14 protein-coding genes and 1 pseudogene are annotated in these 25,412 nt (G+C 64.4%); 5 read left to right on the forward strand and 10 right to left on the reverse strand.

The features are described from left to right. From QZ294_RS07805 to QZ294_RS07840, 8 genes and pseudogenes are all read right to left on the reverse strand, one after another. Positions 1-2,355 (reverse strand): annotated as a pseudogene (locus QZ294_RS07805) (hypothetical protein); the annotation flags it as partial. Continuing rightward, positions 2,352-4,607 (reverse strand): DUF4347 domain-containing protein, encoded by a 2,256-nt coding sequence (locus QZ294_RS07810; RefSeq protein ID WP_297048642.1) that lies wholly within the window; start codon positions 4,605-4,607, stop codon positions 2,352-2,354. The gene QZ294_RS07810 and the pseudogene QZ294_RS07805, both read right to left, overlap by 4 nt. A gap of 357 nt (positions 4,608-4,964) precedes the next feature. Next, positions 4,965-8,537, reverse strand: coding sequence for a PEP/pyruvate-binding domain-containing protein (locus tag QZ294_RS07815; RefSeq protein ID WP_297048644.1), 3,573 nt, complete (start codon positions 8,535-8,537; stop codon positions 4,965-4,967). Between the two features lie 152 nt (positions 8,538-8,689). Continuing rightward, entirely contained in the window at positions 8,690-12,397 is a 3,708-nt protein-coding gene (locus tag QZ294_RS07820) for a pyruvate carboxylase (RefSeq protein ID WP_297048645.1), read from the reverse strand. A 64-nt stretch (positions 12,398-12,461) separates the two neighbouring features. Further along, complete coding sequence (locus QZ294_RS07825) at positions 12,462-13,244, reverse strand: biotin--[acetyl-CoA-carboxylase] ligase (protein WP_297048646.1); 783 nt, start codon at positions 13,242-13,244, stop codon at positions 12,462-12,464. After that, positions 13,241-13,582 (reverse strand): rRNA maturation RNase YbeY, encoded by a 342-nt coding sequence (ybeY, locus tag QZ294_RS07830; RefSeq protein ID WP_297048697.1) that lies wholly within the window; start codon positions 13,580-13,582, stop codon positions 13,241-13,243. The genes QZ294_RS07825 and ybeY overlap by 4 nt, the downstream gene beginning before the upstream one ends. 133 nt (positions 13,583-13,715) lie before the next feature. Continuing rightward, positions 13,716-16,082 (reverse strand): HDIG domain-containing metalloprotein, encoded by a 2,367-nt coding sequence (locus QZ294_RS07835; RefSeq protein WP_297048648.1) that lies wholly within the window; start codon positions 16,080-16,082, stop codon positions 13,716-13,718. Next, positions 16,048-17,046 carry a PhoH family protein gene (locus QZ294_RS07840; RefSeq protein WP_297048650.1) on the reverse strand — a complete coding sequence of 333 codons (999 nt, stop codon included), beginning with the start codon at positions 17,044-17,046 and terminating at the stop codon, positions 16,048-16,050. Before QZ294_RS07840 ends, QZ294_RS07835 begins: the two co-directional genes overlap by 35 nt. 177 nt (positions 17,047-17,223) lie before the next feature. Here QZ294_RS07840 and QZ294_RS07845 point away from each other — a divergent pair, with 177 nt between their 5' ends. Next, complete coding sequence (locus QZ294_RS07845) at positions 17,224-18,453, forward strand: hypothetical protein (protein WP_297048652.1); 1,230 nt, start codon at positions 17,224-17,226, stop codon at positions 18,451-18,453. Positions 18,454-18,466: 13 nt separating this feature from the next. Here the strand turns inward: QZ294_RS07845 and gatB are convergent, their stop codons facing one another. Together gatB and QZ294_RS07855 are read right to left on the reverse strand one after the other, a co-directional pair. Beyond that, entirely contained in the window at positions 18,467-19,912 is a 1,446-nt protein-coding gene (gene gatB / locus QZ294_RS07850) for an Asp-tRNA(Asn)/Glu-tRNA(Gln) amidotransferase subunit GatB (RefSeq protein ID WP_297048654.1), read from the reverse strand. A gap of 3 nt (positions 19,913-19,915) precedes the next feature. Beyond that, a complete protein-coding gene (locus tag QZ294_RS07855; protein WP_297048656.1) occupies positions 19,916-20,848 on the reverse strand; it encodes an NAD(+)/NADH kinase in 933 nt (310 codons plus the stop codon). A 142-nt stretch (positions 20,849-20,990) separates the two neighbouring features. Between QZ294_RS07855 and QZ294_RS07860 the strand changes: the two genes are divergently transcribed. The 4 genes from QZ294_RS07860 (at position 20,991) to QZ294_RS07875 (ending at position 25,403) form a co-directional block, all read left to right on the forward strand. Further along, entirely contained in the window at positions 20,991-21,623 is a 633-nt protein-coding gene (locus tag QZ294_RS07860; protein ID WP_297048658.1) for a D-sedoheptulose 7-phosphate isomerase, read from the forward strand. A 2-nt stretch (positions 21,624-21,625) separates the two neighbouring features. Beyond that, a complete protein-coding gene (locus tag QZ294_RS07865) occupies positions 21,626-21,859 on the forward strand; it encodes a zinc ribbon domain-containing protein (RefSeq protein ID WP_297048660.1) in 234 nt (77 codons plus the stop codon). 152 nt (positions 21,860-22,011) lie between these two features. After that, a complete protein-coding gene (gene hemC, locus QZ294_RS07870) occupies positions 22,012-22,944 on the forward strand; it encodes a hydroxymethylbilane synthase (RefSeq protein WP_297048662.1) in 933 nt (310 codons plus the stop codon). Between the two features lie 8 nt (positions 22,945-22,952). Next, entirely contained in the window at positions 22,953-25,403 is a 2,451-nt protein-coding gene (locus tag QZ294_RS07875; RefSeq protein ID WP_297048664.1) for an AAA family ATPase, read from the forward strand. Positions 25,404-25,412: the final 9 nt, after the last annotated feature.

Below are 25,412 nucleotides of genomic sequence, written 5' to 3' on the forward strand. Positions count from 1 at the left end.
CACCGTGCCGCCGCTGACATCGCCGATGCCGATCGTGTCGTTGCTGGTGACGGTCAGCTCGGGATTGGACTTGCCCGTATCGACCGTGATCGTTCCGCCGTCGATGCGGCCGAGGGTCACGCTGTCCGGGCCGCCGTAGGATTCGACGGTCAGCTTGGTGCCGCTGCCGCTCACATTGCCGATGCCCACCACGTCCAGATGGGCGCTCTTGCCCGTTATGACGTAGAGTTCACCGCCGCTGACATCATCCGTGGTGATGGTGTCGCTGCCAGCGACGCCGTAGGCCGGGTCCTGAGGCCCGTTGGGCACATCGCCGATGAGTTCATATTTGCCGCCGGTGATGGCGCCGCTCACCCGGATGACGTCGTTACCGCCGGCGCCGCTGACAAGGACGGACTGGTTGCCGCCTGCCACTTCAAGGGAGTCGTTGCCCACATTGCCCTGGAGCACGTCATTGCCGCCGCCGCCCACGATGGTGCTGCCGCCCAGAGAGGCCACCACCGTTTCAGAGGCGGCTGTGCCGGTCACCAGAACGGCGCCTGCCATTCCGGACATATCCAGAGAATGGCTGTCTGACGGGATCTGCGCGCAGCCCGGAAACTGGGCGGTCAGGGAATTGGACAGGGCAACTGAGGTGATGTTGTTGAAATGCAGGTAGAAGCTCCTGGTCGTGCCGTCTTCCATCTTCTTGCTGTATTCGATGGCCCGGCCCGCATAGCCGGCCATGAAGACAGGCGCGCTCCGCACCCAGCCGTCCCTGAACAGATGGCTGTCCTGCACCTGGTCCACGCCCACCTGGAAATCGGTGATGTACAGGTGCGCGCCGTTGGCATGGGCGCCGACCCAGACGGTATCCGCGCCACGGCCGGTGACGACGGTATCAAAGCCGTCATTGTCGTCCCGCTCATCATCGCCCAGAACGAAAAAGTCATTGCCGGTACCGCCCACAAGGCTGTCCCTGCCATTGCCCGCGTGCAGTTCAAAAGACCCGGTGTTGCCGGCATAGAGGGTGTCATTGCCCCGGTCGGAATCGCGGCCGCCGGAAAGGCGGATGGTGCCGTTCTGGGGCGTCCTCACACCCCGGGCGTCGATGAAGTCGCTGCCGTTGCCGCCGTAGAACTGGTTGATGCCGGCGGTGGTCACCATGGTTTTCTGCCCGGCAACGGTCACGGCCCCGGCGAGATTGCCAAGATTGTTGAGGGACATGCGGACCGGCTGGTCCGTGTTCTCAAAGCTCAGGCGGTCCTGCCCGGCGCCGCCGTCCACATGGACCACGGCATTCCTGCCCACCTGCCCCAGGGTAAAGCGGTCATCGCCGCCGCCACCGTACAGGTAGGCGGCGCCACCGGTCTGCACCGCGCCCAGGCTGAAATGGTCGTGACCTTCGCCGCCGGAAAGGACGATGCTGCGCCCGGACGTGAGGGTATAGTCTCCGGCATCGAAGACGTTGGCGCTGTTGCCGGAGCCGTCCAATGCCTCGAAGCCGGTGATGGTGGTGGGCGCCATGGAGGCCGCGGGCGTGCCCTGCCCGTTCTGCGTGTCCTGCAAATAGCTGAGCTGGCTCACCTTGCCCGTGCCGTCCAGTTTCCAGTACAGCCCTTCGCCGGTGGCGACCCTGAGCGTGTCCCAGCCGTCCCCGCCCTCAAGTGAGACAGACCCGCTGCCGCCGAGCTTGCCCACCCCGATGAAATCATTGCCCGCGCCGCCATCCAGATGGATGTCATGGTGCACATTGACATCGCCCACGCTGATGACGTCATTGCCGCCGCCGGCCGCCACATAGAAGCCGGCATGCCCGGTGATGGCGTCAAGAGCATCCCCCGTGGCGGTGATGGTGTCATTGTTGTCGCCGAGGATATAGGTCTCAAAGCCCTTGATGCTCGTGCCCGACACCTTCTGGCCGTTGACGGCGAAGGTGTTCCGGTCCACAGCCACGCGGTTGTCCCCGTCCAGCCCGAGGTCGATATTGACCGCCTGGGACTTGTCGAACACCAGCACGTCCATGCCTTCGGCGCTGTCACCGCCGCCGTCCAGCGCAAGGGCGGAGGTGGCCGCAAGCGGCGCCAGATGGACCCCGTCGATACCGGCACCGCCGGTATAGCTATCATTGCCGCCATTGCTGACGAACACGGGCGCAACAACTCCGGCGCCCACGGCGCTGGCGTCCACGCTGTCGGCTCCGGAAGTTCCCACAAAATACTCGACGCCCGAGGATGTCACGCTGACGGTTTCGGCGCCGGAGACGATCTTTGTCAGCGTGCCGTCCGTCCCGAAGGTCAGGCCCACGGCGTCGCCGCCAAAGGCCACGGTATCCGAGCCATCGCCACCGGCAATGGTCGCGCCGCCATTTTTCACGCCGTTGATTGGATCCAGTCATGGTCCGCGCCGCCGTCCACGGAGGTCGCGGTGGCGCCGCCAAGATCGGTGACGGTGATGATGTCATTGTCGGCACCGCCCAGCACCGTATCGCCGCCTTTGGCGCTGATGGTGTCGTTGCCCGTGCCGCCGTCCAGCCGGTTGTTGCTGCCCGTATTGGTGATGAGGTCGTTGTTGTTGCCACCGCGAATGGTGGTGTTGCTGCCGGAGGCCGTGATGTCCCAGGGAGTGTCGGCGTCTTTCGCCAGAGCATCGAAGTTCCCGGCCGTCTGTTCGCTCTGGCCGAAGCGCACCTGCCATGCCTGCGTATTGAGCAGGGTGAGGGTGATCCTCTGGCGGGTATTGTAAGGATTTGTCCATGTGACGATGGTATTGGCCCGGCTTTGCGCGACGGTCCGCGTCCAGCCCCTGATGGACGGGTCACTCTCGTTCACGCAGTCCTGCGTGGCATCGAAATCCCTGACCTGGATATTGGCGCCGATGGCGCCGCTTGTGATCCTGATGACGTCGCGGCCCGTGCCGGTCCATATCTGGTCGTTGCCGCCGTCGGCGACGATGGTGTCGTTGCCCTCTCCGGCATAGATGGTGTCATGCCCGGCGCCGCCGGCAATACAGTCATTGCCGCCGGAGTGGACGCCGTTTTCCCACCTGCCGTTGCTGCCGGTGATGATGTTGGCGCCCGCATTGCCCACGAGGGTCATGCCCGAACTTTCCGCATAGGCGGTAACATTGAGGCGCCCGTTGCCCAGGAGCCGCACTTCGTCGATGCCCTGGTAGCGCCGCTCGCCGTTGGCCTGCCGGGCATTCTGGAGGTCGACCGTGATCCACGACTCCATGGTGTTCAGGCCGATCTCCACGCCGGCGGGCTTTTCACGGCCCGGCTCGCCATATACCACGTCACCGGCGTTATCCACCACAAATTTGTCCGCGCCGAAGCCGCCGATCATGGTATCCGCGCCGGCGCCGCCGTCGATGGTGTTGCCCTTGTCGTTGCCGGTGATGACGTTGTTGAGGTTGTTGCCCCAGGCGTTTTTGCCGTTGCCGTTTTCCAGCAGGGTCAGATTCTCCACATTGGCGGCAAGGGCGTGGTCAACGAAGGAATAGACATGGTCCGTGCCCTGACCGGCATATTCCACGACCACATCCCCGGCATTGCGGACGATGTACTGGTCGTCGCCGAGGCCGCCCACCAGGATATCGGCCTCGCCGTTGGCATAATCCGTCCCGGCCTTTGCCGTGTCATCCAGATTGCCGTTGCCGCCGTCGAGGTAGTCGTTGCCGCCGTAACCATAGAGCTGGTCGTTGCCCTTCCCGCCGGTGAGCATGTTGGCAAGCTCGTTGCCCACAAGGATATTGGCCTGATCATTGCCTTTGGCGTTCTGGGCGACCATGCCCTGCTGGGCCTGAAGCACCACATATTCGATGGACTGGCTGGCATTCTTAGCCCCGAGATCAAATTCCGTAGCCTGCGAAAAAACGGTGTCCACACCTTCGCCGGTGTTTTCGACGATCGTCACCTCATTGGCGTCAGCGCCCACATAGTAGGCGTCATCGCCCCGGCCGCCGATGAGCGTGTCCTCGCCGCCATTGCTGATGAGGATGTCATTGCTGACAAAGCCCGTCAGGGCCTCGGCGCTATCGGTCCCCTCCAGGATGCCCCAGCGCTGGTGTGTATCGTCAAGGGTGCCATCCCAGCCGCCGGGGATCTTGGGCGCGGTTTCCACCGCGCCGGCGGAAGATTCCAGATCCCAGTCGCCCCTGGCGCCGGTCACGTCATCCGAAGCCGCCACATCCGCGCCGGTGAGTTCGGCCAGAGTCCTGACAAAGTTGGCGCCCAGTGAGCCTGCGCCCGTGTTGCAGCCATAGAGCAGGATGTCCGCCCCCTGGGCCAGCGCCGCGCCGATGCGGGCAAGGATCTCCGCGCTGTCGGCCAGCGTGGCCGCATCGACCCAGCGGCCGCCCAGCTGGAGCGCGCCTTCCCGACCGTGCGCGTAGATGTGGAGCGCATCCACCGCGCCATCCGTTGCGGCCAGCACGGCATCGATCTGCGCAAAAACATCGCTGGTGTTTTCCAGAGCATAGACGCGCGAACCTTCGCCCAGACCGATCATCAACGCTTCAGCGCCGGTCACCGAAGCATCCACGAAATACACTTCGTTGCGTGAAGTTGCGAAGTCCTGACGCGAGGTGGCGAGTACTGATTCCGTGTCGATATCCGTAACAGATGGCATGCTTTTTCTCCCTGAAAGCGGGCCGCTTCCGTTGGATGACTGGATGACAGGTACGATACTAGGCTATGCGAAAGGCCATATTTCATTTCCCACGGTGTGTCAACAAGTATGGGAGACAACGGACCAAACCGCGCGAACGTACCGATATGGGCTGTTGACGAACAGTATCCCTGTGCTCCATGGGATCTGGAGCGGCGGGATGCCCTGAACAGGCCGCCGATCCACATGCCGCAGCAAATACCGCCATTTTTGCAGCCTGTCCCCGGATTTCACGACGCCGCATCGACGGCGCATCCCCAAAGAAAAACCCGCTCCGAAGAGCGGGTTTTTCTTTGGGGATGCGGCAATCACGCAACGTCAGGCTTCGATCTCCCGCGCCTTGAGCATGGCCCTGCCCTGCTCCTCAAAGTCCGCAAAACCGGCCTGATGCAATGCGTCAAGGACCGTGTCCTCCCAGTTCCAGGTGGCATAGATGACCGGCTTGTGGAAGGTGGCGCGGAAGTTTTGCAATTCCGCCCTGTAGAAGTCTTCCTTGGGCGTGTCGAGATGCTCGCGCAACTGTTCGTGGCGGCGCTGAAGTTCGCCTTCATACCATTCCTGGATATCCTGCGGCTCGGTGTACTTCTTGAGAATGTGCCCATACCCGGAGCTTTCCATCAGCTCGGAAAGGCGCTTGTGGTGCTGGCGGGTCAGCCATTGTCCGAGTCCGGAGGGCGGAATGTTCTCTTCCTCCACGGCGCTGATATCGAAGACGGTCTGGAAATAGGTATCAGGCACGACCGATGCCGACGTGATGCCGGCAATGGCGACCAGCCCGCGCAGGATGACGCTGTTGGAGACGCCCTGGCCGCAGAAGCCAACCTTCTTGCAGTACTTCTGCCCCGTGAAGATGCTGACGAGGATGGCCCACACCACCGCCGGGTCCTCTTCATCATAGATGTGGGACAGGCGCGCGTTGTCCCGGTCCGTGGCAAGGACCATCTGGGTCATGTCATTGGAGCCGATGGAGAATCCGTCGAACTCGCTGATGAACTGCTTGGCAAGGATGGCGTTGGAGGGCAGCTCCGACATGAGGATGATCTTCAACCCGTCCTGGCCGCTCCTGAGCTTGTGCACCTGATCCAGATAGCAGCGCATGGAACGGGCTTCTTCCAGCGTGCGGACAAAGGGCAGCATCATACGCAGATTGCTGCCGCCATAGACGCCGCGCGCGAGCTTGAACGCCTCGATCTCCCAGTCATGGATATTGCGCGAGACGCCCCGGTAGCCGAGCATGGGGTTGGCTTCCTGATGCTCGAACAGGTTGCCGCCCAGAAGGTTGCGGTATTCGTTGCTCTTGAAGTCCGTGGTGCGGTAGGTGATGGGCTTGCCGTAGAAGGCCATGGCAAAGAGGGCAAGGTTCTGCGCCAGGGTCTGGACATAATGCTCCTTGCCGGTCCTGAAACCGCGCGCCTTGATGATGGCGCGGATCTTGTCCGGCAGATTGCGGACATCGTCCATTTCCTTCTTGAGTCCGGAGCGCAGGCCCACTTCCTCACGCAGACGGCGGATGTTCTCCAGCAGTTTGACCACCGCGGGCAGATCCTTGACGCGCTGGATGTGCGCCTCCACGCTGGCCTCGATTTCGGCGGCGCGCTTGGGAGATTCGGGATCAGAGGAAGAGAGCAGGGCCAGCTCGTCATCGTAGCCCATGATGATGCGCACATGATCCGCGAGGTCGGCGGAGGTCTTGAGCACCTCGAGCCGGCGCGAAGCCATTTCCATATGCTGATCCAGCTTGTGGTCCAGCTCGCGCATCTTGCGGTGTTGCAGCAGGATCTCGTCGGAAGTCAGGTTCTTGTCCGTATCGGCAAGGGTATTGAGTTCTGCGGAAAGCCCGGTTATTTCACCGACATATTCCCGCAGATTGAAATTGAAGACAATGAGTCCGGCGCCCATTTGCTCGCGCAGGAGTTTGGAGAGGCGGTTTTCCAGCTCCTTGAGCTTGGCCTCCACCACCACTTCCAGTTCGCCGTTGTCAAAGGCTTCCAGCGCCTGTGGATGGATGCCGATATTGCCGAGCATGAATTCCGCGCGCAGCAGGCCCACCTCGAACTGGGGATAGTCGCGCAGGCGGGAGAGGAAGAGCGCCTGCCCCACATCGGCCAAAACCAATCCCACCTTGGTCTTGGTAAGGGGCAGCCTGGCGATGTCCATCTCGCCGCCCACCTGATGCAGGGGCAAAAGCCCGCGATAGACGCGGCCGCGCGTGCCGTCCACCGTAACGTCCGAGCCGTCCAGAGCGCGGAGGACCTCCACCCGCTGGATGCCGATGACCGCCGCGATGCCCAGCTCGCGCGAAGTGATCGCCGCGTGGCTCGTGTCACCGCCCACATCGGCCATGATGGCCGAGGCCACGCGCATGCCCGGCACCATATCCGGGTCCGTGCGTTCGGCGGCCAGCACATCGCCCTTGGCGACCTTGTTCAATTCCAGCGCGGAACGCAAAAAGCGCACCGTACCCTGCCCCGCGCCCCGCGAGGCGCCATTGCCCTCAACGAGGATCTCCGCGGCGGCGGCCGCCTTGGGGTCCACCTCCATGCGGCGCATGAAGATGGTGGTGGGGTGCAGCTCAAGCTCCTCGTTCCAGCGGGTCTCGGGACGCGCCTGGACAAACCAGAGTTTGTCGTTGGCGTCGATGCAGAACTCCGTATCCATGATCATGCCGCCGTAAGCGCGGCTGACGGCGCGCACGCCCCTGGCGACCTTCTCGGCCTGGCTCAGCGAAAGCGCCCAGCGCAGGGCCTCCAGTTCAGGCACAGGCACTTCGCGCGTGCCGCCCTTCTCGTCATAGACGATCTTCATGTCCTTGCAGCCCATCTGACGGATGACGACCTCGCTGCCGTCATCCCGCTGAAAGACATACAGCTTGTCGGGCGTCACCTTGCCGCCCACCACGGCTTCACCCAGACCGTAGCTGGCGTCGATGCTCACAAGATCCTTGCGGGCGGTTCCCCGGCAGCCGGTGGCCGTATCCGCGGAAAAGGCCGTGCCGGAAATGACGGGGTTGATCATCTGCATCATGCAGACGGAAAGGGACGTATTTTCAATGGCCCATTCTTTCTTGGCCGTATCGGCGATGGAATCGTCGCCCGTTTCCTCGGCCTTGGCGAGAGCGTCGAGGATGGCTTCGCGGCGATAGGTCATGGAGCGGAGATTATAGGCCGAGGCGCAGTCCCAGTGATAGGCTTCCGCCACATGATCCGGGCCGACCATGTTCAGATAGGTGTCCTGAAGACCGGCAAACGCTTTTTTGCGCGAGTCCTCACCAGCGGCGGACGACCGCACGGCAACGGGCGTCATGTCGTCGCCGTTTTCCTCGCAGATCGCCTTGTAGGCGCCGCGCACGGCTTCATCGACCTCGGGGGGCAGTTCCACGGAAAGGATGGCCGCCTGCACCAGGACCGAACGCTTGCGGAGCTGGTCGATGCCCTCGGGAGAGGTGGCGAAACCTTCCACGATATTGTTGATGAAGGTCCGCAGTTTGGTGTGCGCCTCCTCCCCGGAGGCCTTGGCGGCGTCATGGCTCTGCTTGCCGAGCTGGCGCACGAATTTCTGGAGAAAATCGGGGTCTCCGTTGATCTCAGGGTCCATCCAGTCGATGCGGCCGTATTCCTTGTCCACGACGGAACGGACGACACGGCCGTTCACCTTGGTTTCGTCCAGAAGACGGTGAAACGCCAGGGAGGAGATGGCGCGGAAATGCGGCGCCTGGATGCCCTCGATCTGGCTGATGAGTGCCGTGTTGTAGTTTTTGCCACCAACAAGGAGTTCCGCGTCCGGTCCCAGACCAACGATGTCGGCTCCAGTCAGGACGAGTTTCTTTTGCACCGCTTCGCCGGAATTGGTCTTGGATTTGGGATGCGTGGCTTTGGCAGGACTCTTGGCCATGACTTCCTCCGAGTTGGAAAGACGCGCTGGAGATGGAACCAAGAATATACGGGGATGGCGGAACTGTCCACAAAAACCCGGCACAGGGCCGGAGATTTCCCCCGATTTTTCCGGAACGCCCACCATGCGCAGGGCGGGCGTTCCGGCGAAGCTCACTCCTTGACCAGGCAGGTGCCGCAGGAAGGACAGAAGCGCATGGACTCCGAGGGGATGGGCTGGGCGCAGGCCTCGTTGGGGCAAAGCCGCGGCACCGGCCCAAGCTCGACGATGAGTTCGCCCTCGTGCACCGAGACCATTTGCTTGCTCTCCTTGAAGTCCGCCGTCTTGAGCACGCGCCTGACGATGCCGTCCACCGGGGCGAGCACCGCCTTCTCCTGCTTCATGATGGAAACGTTGAAAAGCTCCTCGCCCGCCTTCACGATATCGCCCGGATGGACATACATGACCCACAGGTCGCCATTGCTCGGGGAGGGCACCTGATACGGGTCCGCGGGGTCGGCCATGGGCAGGCCCCGGTTTTTCTGGGCGGTGGGCTGGCTGACCTGCACCTCGCAGCTCAGGAATTCCGAATCGAGCACATAGCGGCAGATAGCCATGCCCGCGTCATTGGGACGGGAAATGCTCAACAGCAGCAGATGATGCGGCTTGCCGCTCGTATCCGTGAAGTTGAGGTCCTGCCCCACCTTCATGCCCTCGAACCAGACATCCAGCGGCAGATTGTTGGGGTCGCCGAATCTGGCGCGGAACTGGATGGTCTTGAGCGCATCCGCCGGATGATTCAGGTAGAGGATGAACTCTTCCGCATTGGGCGGCCGCTTGAGGATATCGGCGCAGGCGCGTTCCTCGGCGGCAAGGTTCGTGTCCGGCAGCGACTCCAGGGGCGAGGCTTCCGTCCTGGCTTCGATGGCGTTTTTCCAGTCCGCGCCGAAAGCGCTTTCATACACCCAGTCGGCGGGGAAGCCCAGCGGGAGCTTGCCGAATTTCCCCAACAACAGATTGCGGAAGGCATCGTTGCAGTCCTGATAGATGGTAAGACGCGCCTGACGCATTTCGGGCGAAAGCTCGGCCTCCGGCGTGCGCGTCACCTCTCCGAGCACCTCCAGGAGGTAGCGCACCTCTTCCTCGCCGCCGCGCTTCCATGCCCCGGTCACGGCAAGAAACGCCGTGTTCCAGGTGATCTGCGAGCCGGGCGTCACGTCATGGTAGCGCACGATCTGGCGGCTCCCTTCCAGAAACTTGAGCATATAGGGCAGCAGATGGATGTAGCCCTGCTTCATGGCCCCCTCCTGCGAGGAGGAAGTGGCCCCGCCGGGCATGCCATGCAGCGTGACATCGTGGTCGATGCCCTGGAAGTACGGCGTGCAATAGCGGTCATAGTAGGGCATGATCTGCTTGCAGACGAAATTGGCGTCGCGGATGGCGTCCTTGTTCAAATGACACTTCAACCCCAGCTCGTCTTCCAGATACGCCATCATGGAGAGCACATCGCCCTGGCCGTAGGACCGCACGGCTGCGCCCAGGCCGACATCCAGAATGTGCGCCCCGGCCCTGGCCGCGGCCCCGCAGGCGGGCACGAAAAGGCCGTCCGTATAATGGCGGTGATAATGAAGGACAAGCCCGGGCCATTCCCTGCGAAGGGCGCTCACAAGCTCCTCCATGAACCTGGGGGGGCACACCCCGGCCATGTCCTTCAGGCCCAGGATGATATGGCGTTCCGCCACCCGGGGATCGACCCCGAGGATGTCCGCCGCCATGGCGATCATGCCGCGGGCCACCTCCAGATAGTGCGGAATGTCGAACCCCTTGCTCCAGGAAAGGGAAATGGCCGGCTCAAAAATGACATCCTTGCGGGAGAGCACCACTTCGGCCAGAGGGCGCATATTTTCCACATGATTGAGAAAATCGAAACAGCGCACCACCTGATAGCAGTCACAGATCATCTCGCCGGTGGCGCGCATGAGATTGCGCGGCTGGGGCGTATAGCCCAGCACATTGGTGGACCGCACCAGCAGCTGCTTGAAGGTCTTGGGCGCGAAGCGGTTCCATTCCCGCGCTTCCGTGAAGGGATACGTCATGTTGGCGAGCATGGCGACATGAAAATGCGCGCCGCCGCCATTCTCAATGGAAAAATAGCCCACATTGTCGAGATAGGGGCCGATGAGCCTGTCTTCCGCAAGGCGGAACCGGTTGCCGGAATTGGACTGCGTGAAATCACGCGGCGTCGTGTCCGTGAAATGGACGTAGCCGGCATCGCGGATATAATCGAGCGTTGCCAGCCTGTCCCCGTGCGGATAGGGCGACGGCCTGCGCCGGACAGAAGGGCTGATGGGCGGCAGTACCGGCGCGAAGGGACCCAGCGCCGGGGTGGTGATGGAACGGTATTCCCCGAGCTGGACATACGGATTGTAGCCCTTGGCCGAAATCTCGGCCACCAGGCGCGCCAGGCGTTCGCCTTCGGGAGCGATGTCCGTGTAGAACATCAGCTCGGGATGGTCGGCGATGAAGTTGGTGTTGATCTCGCCGCGGCGGAACTCCGGCTGCTTGATGACTTTGCGGAAGAAGGGAATGGTGGTCTTGATGCCGCCGATGACATACTCGCTGAGGGCGCGGTCCATGATGCCCAGGGTCTTTTCCCAGTCATGGGCATAGGCGATGAGCAGCGAGCCTGCCGAATCATAGTTGGCCGGAAACTCGTACCCGGCGCTGATGTTGGAATCCAGGCGCACGCCAGGGCCGCCGGGGGAGACATAGCGGGAAATCAGCCCGGAATTGGGCGCGAAGTTCTCCTGCGGGTTCTCGCAGTTGATACGCACCTGCATGGCGCAGTACGAGGGCCGCAGATCCTCCTCCCGATAGCGCAGTTCGGCCCCGAAGGCCACGGCGATCTGCTCCTCCACAAGGTCGATGCCGTAGCGGCATTCCGTGATGCCGTGCTCCACCTGAAGGCGCGTGTTCACTTCAATGAGATACGGCTCGCCGTCCGGGGTAATGAGAAATTCCACCGTAGCCAGCGAATGGTAGCCCACGTCGCGCACCAGCCGGCGGGCATAGTCCTTGAGGCGCTCACGCAGTTCAGGCGTCACCCCCTTCCAGGGCGACGGCGTGATCTCGATGAGCTTCTGGTGGTTGCGCTGCACCGTGCAGTCGCGTTCGTCAAAGGCAAACACATTGCCGTACATGTCGGCGATGACCTGGATCTCGATATGGCGCACATCGGCCAGGAACTTTTCCACAAAAAGGCGCGGATTGCCGAAGGAAGCCTGAGCCATGGAGGATGCCTTGAAAAAGGCGTCGTCCAGTTCCGCCTCGTTGTGGATGGCGAAAATGCCGCGTCCCCCGCCGCCGCCTTCGGCCTTGAGCATGATGGGCAGGCCGATCTCCTTGATAAGCGTGCGCGCGGTCGCCATGTCCACCGCGCCGTCTGAGCCGGGCACCACGGGAATGCCCAGCCTGCGCGCCACCGCGCGCGCCTGCACCTTGTTGCCCAGCAGGTTCATGGCTTCGGCCGTGGCGCCGATGAAGGTGATGTCCGCCTCCTTGCAGCGCCGGGGAAAGCGCGTGTCCTCGGAGGCGAAGCCCCAGCCCGGATGGATGCCCACCACGCCGCGGCGCTTGGCCTTGTCGATGATGGCGTCGATATCCAGATAGGCACGCGGCTCGTTGCCCAGCAGGATGAGTTCCTGGGCCGTCGCGGCAGCGGGGGCGGTCTTGTCCACATCCGTGGCGGTCATGGCGGCGACGGCATCGAAGCGTTCGCGGATGGAGCGGCAAATACGCCGGGCAGGTATGCCCCGGTTTGCCACGAGAATGACCTTGCCCTTGAGAAATTCCTGAACGTCGGCGAATGTTTTTCTGCCCATCCCTTTCCTCTGTCTCCTTGCGTGCCGCCCGCCATGCGCGGGCGCCGGCGGCGCGCCCCATGCATCACACGGGTCTCAGGCTGCCACCCGTGCATTCCAGAATGCCGCTTTCCGTTTCAAGGCGCAGGGCGCCCGACGGCCAGAGTCCGGCCAACCGTCCTTTCACCGCCATGTGGCCGTCCACGACCTCCACCGTCTCCCCCCGCCAGAGAAGGAGCGACTCCGCGCGCCCGCGCCATGAGCCTGCGAAAACGCGCGCGCCAGTATATGCCGAAACCATACGCCTTACAAGGCACGCCCAGACCTCGGCCGCCACCGGGTCCGGCCCGTTGCCGCTCTCGGCAAGACAGGCGGCGCCCAGCGCCGCATCCGGCCGCAGGGCGGCATCCGGCGGCCGCGACGCCACATTGACGCCAATGCCCGCCAAAAGGACGCCGCCCCGCTCCTCCAGCAGGATGCCCGCCACCTTGCGGGGCACCCCGGCCATGTGGAGCACGAGGTCATTGGGCCATTTGATGCGGACATGCCACCCGAGCGCCCCCAGGGCCTCCGCCGCGAGAAGGCCCACCGCCGGCGCTGCGGAGGAGCCGTCAAACGGCGGCGTGACCGGCAGACGCAGAGCGGCATAAATATTGCCCGGCGGCGAATGCCACTGGCGCCGCAACTGGCCGCGTCCCGCGGTCTGGCTCGCGGCAAGGGCGCTGTCCCAAATGCGGAGGCGCCCGGCGCGTGCCAGCTCAAAAGCCGCATCCAGGCACGAGGGCACCTCGGCAAAAGGAAAGATCTCCGGTCCGGCGCCGGGTCCGCTCACCGCCACGGCACAGGGATGCGCGCCGTTCCCGTTCACCGGGCATTCCCCGCTTCCGCCGCGTCCCGGCAGGCGGCGCAGAGCGCATCCATCTCCGGCCCGTGATCCAGCCCGGCAAGATGCCCCATGCCATGTGCGAGCAGCCGCAACAGATGTTCGCAGGGGTCCTGTCCGTAGAGCAGACACTCCCGCGCCAGCGTATCCAGAGAAAGCAGAAGACTGCCCGCCATGCCGGCAGCCCCGGGAAAGGAAAGGACATTGGTCGGGCCATGGCAGCCGAGATGCCGCGCATTGGCCGCGGCCATGCCCGCATCGTCCAGCAGGTAGAGGTCAACGGACTCCACCGGCCGCCCGGCGGCGGCCACCGTGGCGCACATGGTTTCCAGGGCGTGCCGCAATTCCCGGCGGTCCAGGGGGCACATCCAGCCCATGCCGCCGTGCCGGACAAAAACGGCCGCAACAGGCGCAGGGCATCCAGGGCCGCCAATGGCGGCCATGTCCGGGCGCCCCTCAGAGCGCAATGGGCTTCTCCCCGGGCAGCGACGCCTCGCGTGCGGCGCAGGGGGAAGCGGACCCCGGCGGTTGCGGAGTTTCGCGAAGGCCGGATGGATGCGTCTGTTCCCCGCAGGATCCCTGCCGCCCCTCATGGGGGGCTTCGGGCTTGCGGCCCGCTTCCTGCGGCGTTTTCCGCGCCTCGGGATACGTGATACGCTGATGGAAAATGCCCGTGAGGATGCGCTGGAAATTCTCGCTCAGGTAATGCAGGTCCTTGAAGGTCAGTTCGGATTCGTCAAGCTGGCCCTCGGCGAAGATCCCCTTGATGATGGCGTCGATATGGCTCCTGATGCGGGCCGGCGTGGGGTCGGTCAGCGTGCGGCTGCTCGCCTCCACGGAATCCGCGAGCATAAGGATGGCCGCCTCCTTGGTCTGCGGGCGCGGGCCGGGATAGCTGAAGTCGGACTCCTGGGGCTTTTCCCCCAGGTCCACGGCCTTCTGGTAAAAATAGCGCATCAGGCGCGTGCCGTGGTGCTGGCGGATGATGTCGCAAATTTCCAGGCCGAGATTGTAGCGCTCGGCGAGTTCCGTACCTTTTTTGACGTGCGAAAGCAGGACAAGCGCGCTCATGGACGGCGCCAGCTTGTCATGCTTGTTGGGCGCGCCGAACTGGTTTTCGATGAAGTAGTCGGGATAGGTGAGCTTTCCCGCGTCATGATACAGGGCCGCCACCTTGCAGAGCAGGCTGTTGGCGCCAATGGCCTTGGCGCCGGCTTCCACCATGTTGGCGACCACCAGCGAGTGGTGGTAGGTGCCGGGGATGGTCACCATGATCTCCTGCATCAGGGGCTGCTCCAGGCTCATGAGTTCCATGAGGCGGAAACGGGTGCTGTAGCCAAAGGCGATTTCCAGCACCGGGCTTACGGCAAAGAGCAGGATGAGCGAAAGCAGGGAACTGATCAGCACGGCGATCATCTGGACAGGCATCTGGAAGAGCGGCGTTTGCGCGAGCAGCGCCATGCCGGCCCAGACAGCCAGCAGGCCGAGCGAAAGCGGAACGACGCTCCAGACCACATCCTGGCGGCTCTGCGCGCTCGTCACCAGCCAGGTGGCGAGCATGCCGCCGAGAAAGTAATAGAGAAACAGCGGAAATCCTTCCTGAAACATGAGCATGCAGAAGAGGGAAAGGAGCAGCCCCATGGTGCAGTAGCGCCGCGCCGCGAAGACCATGGCGACAAGGCCCACGGATCCGGCCACGGGAAAGGCGATGGCAAACGCGCTGAGCAGGCTCGGGCTGTCGAGACGCAGACCCAGGAGCCAGACACATTTGGCCCCCACGCCAAAGAGCAGGAGCACCAGGGAGATGAGCAGCATGTCCTTGCGCCGGAGCGGTGTGCCCGGGCGCCCGCTGGGGGCGACGAAAAAGCCCACGGAAAGCAGCAGGGAACACAGGAACGCCCCCCCGGCCGTTTCCCAGCGCATGGGATCGGCAGAGGAGGTGTACAGGGCCTGCATCTTGATCTGCTGCTCGCGGCTCGCGCGCTCCCCTTTTCGCAGGACAAGCTCCCCTTTCTGGATCTGGTAATAAACGGGAGCCACCGAGGCGACCACATCGGCGCCGCGCTTCTGGGTGGCCTCGCGGTTGAGCGTCAGCGAGGCGGGCATGGTGGCGGAAAGCAGGATGTTGATGGCCCGCCGCGACTGGGGATTGAGTTCAGGAACCTCCCGCAGCTGCGCGGAGACCTCGGCCAGGAAGGACTGCACGTCCGGCAGGGCGCGCACGTCGGGGCGCAGGGTCTCGGTATTGGCGTCCAGATTGCGGAGGATGATGCCCGAACGCCCCACGCGGGCCGCGCGGATATCCCACACCAGCCCTTCCGCGAGTTGTTCGCGGATCTGGGGCAGCAGCTTTTTCAGAAGATAGGTCTGCACCTCGCGCCGCGACAGTTCGGGAAGCACCTCGTCCGCGACAGCGGGGGTCACTTCTTCGGCAAGGCGCTGAAGTTCCGGAGAATTCCTGTGCTCCGGGCCGCTATTGAGCGCCCGGAGGATCTCCAGGATACGGCCCTGGAACTGCGTATATGGCTCGATGCTCAGATCATAGACCGGCGGCTGGAGCGACAGGACCTGCTTGCGCCGCGCCTTGCTGGCCTGGCTGTCCTCCACGAGCAGGTCCCTGTCGGCGATGACATCGCTTTCCGCCACCTGCCCCGCCACATAGAGGCGTTGCGCGGTCTCGAAATTGGCGCCCGCCAGCAGGGAAAGAAAGAGCAGGCTCCCCACAAGGGCCCATATGCCCCAACCGCAATGGTGGCGCGCCTTGAGCGCGCGGAAGAGCGCCAGGGTGCTAGACGGGCGCGCCGGCTTTTTCTGCGTCGTCATATGCGCTGACAATGGCTCCGACTAAAGGATGACGCACCACATCGGCCTTGGTGAACCGATGGATGGCAAGCCCGGGGACATCACGCAGCAGGCCCAGGGCGTGGATCAGGCCCGAACGTGGCCTGTCCGCGCCCGGCTGGGCCGGAAGGTCGATCTGGGTCGCGTCGCCTGTGACCACCATCCGGGAGCCGAAGCCCATGCGGGTGAGGAACATCTTCATCTGCTCGCGGGTGGTGTTCTGCGCCTCGTCCAGGATGATGAAGGCATCGTTGAGGGTGCGGCCGCGCATGAAGGCGAGCGGCGCGATCTCGATGACGCCGCTCTCCAGCATGGCGGCCACCTTGGGTTGCGGCGTCATGTCATAGAGCGCGTCGTAGAGCGGCCTGAGATAGGGATTCACCTTTTCCGCCAGATCGCCGGGGAGAAAGCCGAGCCGTTCGCCCGCCTCCACCGCCGGACGCGTCAGCACGATGCGCTTGACGCGGTGGCGCTGGAGCATGGATAGCGCCATGGCAACGGCCAGATAGGTCTTGCCCGTGCCGGCCGGACCCACGGCAAAAACAAGCTCATTGGCGCGCAAGGCCTCAAGATAGGCTTTCTGCGCCACATTGCGCGCCGTCACGCTCTTGCGCGGCGTGCTCACAAAGACCGCATCGCGGAAGACGGCGCCGAGGTTCAGGCCGGGATCGTTCCGCACCATGGCATAGGCGCGCGCCACGTCCTGCCCGCCCAGGACGAGTCCGCCGCGCAGGAGCGCGTACAGCTGGACAAAGACCTGACAGAGATCGCGCCGCACATCGGGATCGTCGCTTTCCACAAGGACGCTTGCTCCGCGGCTCGTAATACGCGCGCCGCTGGCGGCGGCCAGCAGGTCGAGATGCGCGTTGCGCGGCCCGAACAGCAGGTTGGCGAGCGCGGGATCGTCAAATTCCACGATCTCCGGCGCAGGGGGACACTCAGGCATGTGTCGGATGTAGCCTATTTCCGCGGGGCTGTCCATCAGGGGGGCGTTCCCGCTTCCCGGAAGGGAAATCTGGCACGATACCTGCATAACTTTGGGAGCGATCCTTCACTTCAGCCGCCGGACGCCATATTTCCGGTCACTCCGGCACTTCGGCGGCAAAAACTGCCTGGAGCGGCCATGAGCATTTCCGGCATCAGCAATTACCGTGACGTCCTGTTCCAGTGGCAGGGCCAGCAGCTGAAAAGCACAGGTTCGGAAACGGCCAGAAGTTCCGCAGCCGACAGCCTGAGTTCGCTTTTCGGCGGCACTTCCATGACGAACCAGCTTTCAAGCATGGTGGAGCTGACGAAATACGCCATGGACGCCATGGGGGTCACGGGCAACAGCCGCGTCACCTTCAGCCAGATCTCGCGGTACCGCGAGCAGCTCCAGAGCGAGTTCAGCGAGGCGGTCAAAAACGGGCTTGCCCAGACGGGCATCAGCGACCTCTCCCAGCTCACGTTTTCTCTGGACAAGGACGGCAAGCTCTCGGCCATCGGCGCGGACGCGCAGGACCGGAAAACCGCCCAGGCATGGCTGGACGCCAATCCGGCGCTCGGCAACGAAGTGCGGGCCGCCCTTCGGGAGGCGGGGGTGGATGACGCAACGCCCGTGGAGTTCCGCCTGAGCGCTTCCGGCAGGATGAGCGTCGTCAACAGCGCGGGCGACAGCATCCAGGCGGCGCTGGACGGCGCCGCGGACCTGACGAAGGATCTTCGCGCCGGACTCGACAGCCTGGGCATCACGCTCACGGGTCCCCTTGAACTGGGTTTCGATGACGCGGGAAATCTCGCGGTCAGGGGCGACCATGCGGACGCCGCTTCCATCGACCAGTGGCTGAAGGAAAACCCCGCGCTGGCCGACGCCGTCAAGGAAGAACTGAAAAAAAAGGATGTGGACACCTCGGCCGTGAGCCTGCGCCTGAACGCGGAAGGCGGCGTGCGGATCACCGTCAATAACGGCGAACTCAAGGACATTCAGGCGGTGCTGGACGAGAACGGCGACACGGGCAAAAAGCTCGCCACAGGGCTGAACGGGCTGGGCGTGGACCCCAATATCAGTTTCTCCATCCAGATCGGTGACGATGGCAGCCTCACGGTGGTCAGCGACCATCCCGACCGCGACAAGGTGCAGCGCTTCTTTGATGAAAACCCGGATATCGTCAAAAAATACCGCCAGATAGAAACGCTCTCCGGCATTGACGACGCCCGCAAGGCCATGCAGCTTGCGCCCTCGGAGATGCGCAAGCGCATCCAGATCGAATCCATGGCCTCATGGTGGGCCGATTCCGGCAGCGCCAACTCCTATTTCGGCGCGTACTCCGGGGGCAATCTCTCCCTGCTCTCCGGACTCAACCTCAGCGTTTGAGGGCTGCCCCCGCTCAGGCGAGCTTTCGGGCCAGCAGTTCGTTGACCAGCGCCGGGTTGGCCTTGCCCCTGGTGGCGCGCATGACCTGGCCCACAAAAAAGCTCATGAGCTTGGTCTTGCCGCCCCGGTAGGACTCCACCTCGGCGGGGTTGGCGGCGATGACCCCGTCCACCGCCGCCTCCAGCGCGCCCGCGTCGGAGATCTGCCCGAGGCCCTTTTCCCGCACATAGACATCGGGCATGGCGCCGCTCGTGAACAGATCGCCGAAAATATCGCCGGCGATCTTGGCGCTGATAAGCCCCTCGTCAATAACGCGCGCCAGCGTTCCCAGCGCCTTGGGCGTCATTTTCCACACATCCGGGCACTTGTCGGGCGAAAGCGGAAGCTCCCGCGCATGGCACTCGCGCAACAGCGGACCCAGGATGAGGGCCGCCACCTTGCGCGGCTCGGCCTCCGCGGCGGCAGTCTCGAAAAAGTCGGCCAGGCCCCGGTTCTGCACCAGCGCTTCAACATCAGCCGCCGGCAGCCCGGTCATGTCCATGAACCGGCGCGCACGCTCGCGCGGCAGCTCGGGCAGCGCCGCCGTCCAGGCGGCCAGCTCCTCTTCGCTGATGACCACAGGCAGAAGATCGGGATCGGGGAAGTAACGGTAATCCTGCGCCTCCTCCTTGCCGCGCATGGCGAGCGTGACGTTTTTCACCGCGTCATACAGGCGCGTCTCCTGCACCACGGCGCCGCCATCCTCGAGGATGTCTTCCTGACGCGCGATCTCGAACTCGATGGCCCGCTGCACGTTACGGAAAGAATTCAGGTTTTTAAGCTCGGTGCGCGTCCCCAGTTCGGCCTGTCCGCGCGGACGGATGGAGACATTGGCATCGCAGCGGAAGCTCCCCTCCTCCATATTGCCGTCGCTCACGCCAAGATAGGTGACAATGCCGTGCAGCGCCCGCAGATAGGCCACGGCTTCCGCCGCCGAGCGCATGTCCGGCTCGGAGACGATCTCCACCAGCGGGGTGCCCGCGCGGTTGAGGTCAACGTAACTGGCGTTCTCGGCCGGAGCGTGGATGTTCTTGCCGGCATCGTTTTCCATGTGGATGCGCGTGATGCCGATGCGCCGGGTCGCGCCGTCGGCCTCCACATCAAGCCAGCCATGCTCGCAGATGGGGAGTTCGAACTGGGATATCTGGTATCCTGCGGGCAGATCGGGATAAAAATAATTCTTCCGGTCAAAGCGCGAGCGGCGGTTGATGGCGCAGTTGACGGCCAGGCCCACCGTGGCCGCATAGCGGATGGCGCGCCGGTTGGGCGAAGGGAGGGCGCCGGGCATTCCGGCGCAGACCTCGCACACATTGGTATTGGGCGGCTGCCCGAATTTTGTCGGACAGGAACAGAACAGCTTGGAATCCGTGGCAAGCTGGACATGCACTTCAAGGCCGATGACCGCCTCATACGCACCCATGGATCATTCCCCCTCGCGGCGCGCCCCCCGGGCGCCCGGCACCGGCGGGACGCCGGCGCGGCACTTGGGCCGCCCTTCCCCGCCATCTTCGGCATCCAGGGCAAAGCCCCGCACGCGCAATCGCTCAAAAAACCGCGCGCCGCCAAGAAAACGCACACCGTCCGGCACGCCGGACAACACCACCTCGTCACCGCCCTCGAGCATCTGCCCTTCCTGGCCGTCCACCGTAAGCCAGGCCTCTGTGGAAGCGGCGACGCCCAGACGGCAGACCACCCCGCCCGGCAGCACCAGCGGCGACGCGGAACCGGGATACGGACAGATGGGCGTCAGGCCTACGGCGTCCATGCCGGGATGCAGGATAGGCCCTCCCGCCGAAGCGCTGTAGCCGGAACTGCCCACAGGTGTGCAGCAGAGCAGTCCGTCGCAGCGCAGGATGCCCATGTCGCACCCGTCCAGAACGACATGGATGCCTGTGAGCCGGGCGAGCGCCCCCCTGCCCACCACCACGTCATTGACGGCAACGCCTTCCGCCAGGGTCCTTTCGGAACGCAAGATCCGCCAGCGCAGGGCAAGGCAGCTGCGCCCGGGCGTTTCCGGCGCGAGCGCGGTCTCCAGACGTTGCCGCCAGTTGCAGGGTTCGGCATTGGTGAGAAAGCCCACGCGCCCGAAATTGATGCCGAAGAGCGGCACGCCGCTGAACGCGAAGCGGCGCGCCACGCCGAGGATGGTGCCATCCCCGCCGAGAACGATGACACACCGTGGAGGGCGCGCCACGTCCGCGCTTTCCGCGGAGGCGCACTCCGCGCCCGCCTCGCACAGGCGCGCGTCAAGCCCCCGGCCCGCAAGCCAGGCGAGCACCTCGCGGCCAAGGGCATGCGCCCTGGCATGGCGCGCCTTGCAGACCACAAGGACATCGGGCGTCTCGATACTGCGCATGCGGCTTGATTACGTCATCAGGGGCCTGACCGCAAGCCCGCGGGCGCCCCTGGCCCCCGCTCTTGTCAGCGCGCGCGCTTTGGCATACATATGGCCGGTCCCTCAGGGATGCCCCGGACCCACCTACAAACGGAAAACCGTGATGACCGATGCCGCACTGGAAATCATCGCCCGGCATGCAGCCGAGGGCGCGCGTCTGCGCGAGGAGTTCTTCCGCCTGCAGGCCGAGGCTCTGCGCCAGGCAGCAATGGAAGCCGCCGCGGCCATCGCCGGGGGCGGCAAGCTCCTTTTCTGCGGCAACGGGGGCAGTGCTGCGGACGCCCAGCACCTTGCGGCCGAATTCGTCAACCGATTCCTCATGGATCGTCCGGCGCTGCCCGCCATCGCCCTGACGACGGACACCTCCGCCCTCACGGCCATCGGCAACGACATGGGCTATGAGGAAGTCTTCTCCCGCCAGGTGGAGGCGCTGGGGCGCCCCGGCGACCTGCTTGTGGCCCTTTCCACTTCAGGCAACAGCCCCAACGTCATCCGCGCGCTGGAGGCGGCGGCCCGGGCCGGGGTGTTCACGGTGGGGCTTTCGGGCCACGGCGGCGGCAGGATGCGCGGACTCTGCCGCATCCTTCTGGCAACGCCCCCGGCGGGCACGCCCCTGGTGCAGGAACTGCATATCGCCGCCGGGCATCTTTTCTGCCAGTTGGCGGATCATTACCTTTTCGAGAACGCGGCGGCGCTGACCTCCCATCTGGAGGCGCGGCGCAAGGCAAAGGACTGAACATGCCCATTTACGAATATGGCTGCGAGAAATGCGGCCGTGACTTCGAGGAACTGGTTTTCGGGGAGGAACTCCCGGCCTGCCCCTATTGCGGCGCAACGGAAACGCACAAGCTCATGTCGCGCTGCGCCCGGTGCCGGGGCAACGCCGGCATGTCCGGCGAGGCGTCCGCTCCGGCCGCCGGCGGCGGCTGTGCCGGGTGTTCCGGAGGCAACTGCGCGAGCTGCGGCCACTAGACGATTTTGACGTTTTCCAGGGCCAAAGGGCAGGGCACGACCGCGCGGCCGGCAGAGCACCCTGCCTTCAGAAGGCTCCGGTCCCCCTTTCCGTAACCATTCAGGCCGGTCTGACCTCCGGCGTCGGCGGCATGGCCGCCAGGGCGGCACGCATGCGCAAGCACCTTGTCATCGCCACGCGCGGCAGCAGACTGGCACTCTGGCAGGCGGCACACGTCAAGCATCTGCTGGAAGAGCTTGATCCCGGCCTCGCCATTTCCCTCAATGTCATCAAGACGCGCGGCGACGTCATTCTTGACGTGCCGCTGGCGAAGGTGGGCGGCAAGGGCCTTTTCGTCAAGGAGATCGAAGAGGCGCTGCTGGACGGCCGGGCGGACCTGGCGGTGCACAGCATCAAGGATGTTCCCATGGAGCTGCCGGAAAGGCTCCTCCTCGGCTGTGTGCCCCCGCGCGAATCCCCCACGGACTGTCTGCTCTCCCGCCAGTACCCGGATCTGGACGCCCTGCCCGAAGGCGCCCATGTGGGCACGAGCAGCCTGCGCCGCCAGGCCCAGTTGCTGGCCTTGCGGCCGGACCTGCGCGTTTCCAGCCTGCGCGGCAATGTGGACACGCGCCTGCGCAAACTCGAAGACGGCATATACGACGCCATCATCCTTGCCACGGCGGGCTTGCAGCGTCTCGGCCTGCGCGCGCCCCACATGCTGCCCCTTGACCCGCAACGCTTCATGCCCGCGGTGGGCCAGGGCGCGCTTGGCATTGAATGCCGGGAGGACGATTACGACCTCCTTGTGCTTCTTGCCAGCCTGGAGGACCGGGATACGCGCGTCTGCGTGGATGCCGAACGCGGCTTCCTCGCCGGACTGGACGGCGGTTGCCAGGTCCCCATCGCCGCGCATGCGCGCCTCGCGGATGAGGAAACGCTCGTCCTGGACGGCCTTGTGGCTGAAGTGGACGGCAGCGTCATCCTGCGCGGCAGCAGGAGCGGCAGCGCCATCGACGCCCGACAGATCGGGCAGGCGCTGGCGGTCGAGCTTCTGGACGGCGGCGGCAGGGCCATCCTGGAAAAACTTTATCCAAAACTTTAATACTCAACATGGCACATATTGCTCCGCTTCCGGCGTCACGCCTCCACGCCACCTTTGACCCCGCCCGCATCCCCTGGGAGGACAGTTCGGCCATTCCCGCGTCACGCGCGGGCACGGGCCGCGCCAATCCCTTCCAGCCGCGGGCCATGCAGGCCCTGGACCTCGCGCTCCAGATCCGGGCCACCGGCTACAACGTCTATCTTTCCGGCGAGGCGGATCTGGGCCGCAGCTACATGCTGCTCAATTATCTGCGCCCGCGCGCGCGCCGGGGCGCCACGCCTCCGGATCTCGTCTATGTCCAGAACTTTGCGGACCCCGACAGACCGCGCCTGCTTTCCCTGCCCGCGGGACAGGGAAAAAAGTTCAAGAACTGCCTGAAAGATATGATGGACGCCATCGGCCGCGAGCTGACGCGCCGCTTCGAGACCTCCGCCTATGTGCGCCAGCGCGCGCGGCTCATGGAGCGCTTCCAGAAAGTCCGCATGGGGCTCATCCACAAGATGAACGATGTGGCCGCGCTCAAGGGCTTCAACCTCGATGTGGATGAAAACGGCGGCCTGACGCTCTTTCCGCTGGTCAAGGGCAAACGCCTGAGCGAAGAGGAATACGGGCGCCTGGACAATGCCCTGCGCCTCGACCTCAAGCGGCGCGGCGACAGCCTTGCCGGAAAGATGGCGGGCTTTCTGCGCCAGATGAACAAGGCCGAGGAATCCTTCCGCAATGACGAGCGCGAGCTGGAGCTTCAGGCCATGGATCAGGTGCTGGACGCGCAGCTCACGCCCGCGCGCGAGCGCATGCTCAAGGCCTGTCCCACAGAGGCCATGAAGGCCTATTTCAGCGGTCTGCGCGAGGATATCCTGCGCAATACCGAGGCATTCCTCCCGCGGGAAACCACTTCGGGCCAGCCGGAGGCCCACGGGCAGCCCCCTGCCGATGACTGTTTCTACCGCTACGAAGTCAATCTCTTCGTGGACAACGGCGACCTCGCCGGGGCGCCCATCGTGGTGGAGGACAATCCCACGGCGCTCAATCTTCTCGGCTGCGTGGAACGCGAGTCCGAAATGGGCGCCCTTGTCACCGACTTCACCCTCATCCGGGCCGGCAGTCTGCACAAGGCCAACGGGGGCTTTCTCGTCCTGCACATGGAGGACATCCTCCAGCATCCCGGCGCATGGGAGGGGTTGCTGCGCGCCCTGCGCGCCAACCAGGCCCGCATCGAGGATGGCGGGGAGGTCCCCGAAACCGCCATACGCACCAAGGGCATCCTCCCGGAACCCCTTGGACTCGATCTCAAGGTCGTACTCATCGGCGGCGAGGAGTTGTACGAGAACCTGCTGATGGCGGATGAGCGCTTTGCCAAGCTTTTCCGCATCAAGGCCCACATGACCGATGTGGCGGACCGCACCGCGCCCAATGTGCGCGCCTATCTCGGTCACATCGCGCGCATCGCCGCCGAGGCGCAGCTTCCGCCCTTCGAGCGCGACGCCCTGGCATGGCTCGTGGACCTGGGTTCGCATCTCTGCGAGGACCAGCGCCGGCTCTCGCTCCGTTTTCCCCTGCTGCGCGAGCTGATGATCGAGTCCGCGGCCCTGGCGGAACTGCGCGGCCTGCCGCGCGTGAATGCCGCCACGCTCGAGGATGCCTACGCCGCCCGTACCTACCGCGCCAATCTTGAAGAAGAGATCTTCATGGAGGAGTACGACCGCGAGATCATCAAGGTGGAAACCTCGGGCACGGCGGTGGGCCAGGTGAACGGGCTTTCCGTGACCTGGCACGGCAATTACGAATTTGGCCTGCCGCACCGCATTTCCTGCACCGTGGGCGTGGGACAGGACGGCATCATCGACCTGGAGCGCGAGGCTGACCTTGGCGGACCCATCCATACCAAGGCCATGATGATCCTCAAGAGCTACCTGACGGATCTTTTTGCCCGCACCAAGCCGCTCATGCTCTCGGCCTCCCTCTATTTCGAGCAGAGCTACGCCGGCATCGAGGGCGATTCCGCCTCCGGCGCGGAGCTGGCCGCCCTGCTTTCCGCCCTGGCCGATGTCCCCATGCGTCTCGATCTCGCCTTCACCGGCGCGGTGAGCCATTCCGGGCAGATCATGGCCGTCGGGGGCACCACCCGCAAAATCGAGGGCTTTTTCAAGGTCTGCGCGCGCCATGGTCTCACAGGCTCCCAGGGGGTCATCATTCCCCATGACAATGTGGACCATCTCATGCTTTCCCCGGAAGTGCTCGATGCCGTCGAGTCCGGGCGTTTCGCCATCTATCCCGTGCGACGCATGGAAGAGGCGCTCACGCTCCTGAGCGGACTCGCGGCGGGCAGGCGGCGCGCCAACGGCCGCTTCACGCCCGGGAGCCTCTATGACCTCGTGGACAGGCGCCTGGAGCGCCTTGGCTGTTACGCCCAGCACGCCTTCCGCCAGAACCCCTGCCGGAAAACGCGCGGCAACTGAGCCGGGGCA

Origin of the sequence: uncultured Desulfovibrio sp. (genome assembly GCF_910584445.1) — a bacterium.
Taxonomy (GTDB): Bacteria; Desulfobacterota; Desulfovibrionia; order Desulfovibrionales; family Desulfovibrionaceae; genus Desulfovibrio.

Excerpts from the sequence above, each read along its gene's own strand:
- QZ294_RS07835 (WP_297048648.1), bottom strand. The coding sequence starts at position 16,082 with ATGACGACGCAGAAAAAGCCGGCGCGCCCGTCTAGCACCCTGGCGCTC.
- QZ294_RS07855 (WP_297048656.1), bottom strand. The coding sequence starts at position 20,848 with ATGCGCAGTATCGAGACGCCCGATGTCCTTGTGGTCTGCAAGGCGCGC.
- hemC (WP_297048662.1), top strand. The coding sequence starts at position 22,012 with ATGCGCAAGCACCTTGTCATCGCCACGCGCGGCAGCAGACTGGCACTC.
- QZ294_RS07865 (WP_297048660.1), top strand. The coding sequence starts at position 21,626 with ATGCCCATTTACGAATATGGCTGCGAGAAATGCGGCCGTGACTTCGAG.
- QZ294_RS07840 (WP_297048650.1), bottom strand. The coding sequence starts at position 17,046 with ATGCCTGAGTGTCCCCCTGCGCCGGAGATCGTGGAATTTGACGATCCC.
- QZ294_RS07860 (WP_297048658.1), top strand. The coding sequence starts at position 20,991 with ATGACCGATGCCGCACTGGAAATCATCGCCCGGCATGCAGCCGAGGGC.
- gatB (WP_297048654.1), bottom strand. The coding sequence starts at position 19,912 with ATGGGTGCGTATGAGGCGGTCATCGGCCTTGAAGTGCATGTCCAGCTT.
- QZ294_RS07815 (WP_297048644.1), bottom strand. The coding sequence starts at position 8,537 with ATGGCCAAGAGTCCTGCCAAAGCCACGCATCCCAAATCCAAGACCAAT.
- QZ294_RS07875 (WP_297048664.1), top strand. The coding sequence starts at position 22,953 with ATGGCACATATTGCTCCGCTTCCGGCGTCACGCCTCCACGCCACCTTT.
- QZ294_RS07810 (WP_297048642.1), bottom strand. The coding sequence starts at position 4,607 with ATGCCATCTGTTACGGATATCGACACGGAATCAGTACTCGCCACCTCG.
- QZ294_RS07820 (WP_297048645.1), bottom strand. The coding sequence starts at position 12,397 with ATGGGCAGAAAAACATTCGCCGACGTTCAGGAATTTCTCAAGGGCAAG.
- QZ294_RS07845 (WP_297048652.1), top strand. The coding sequence starts at position 17,224 with ATGAGCATTTCCGGCATCAGCAATTACCGTGACGTCCTGTTCCAGTGG.
- ybeY (WP_297048697.1), bottom strand. The coding sequence starts at position 13,582 with ATGTGCGCCACGGTGGCCGCCGCCGGGCGGCCGGTGGAGTCCGTTGAC.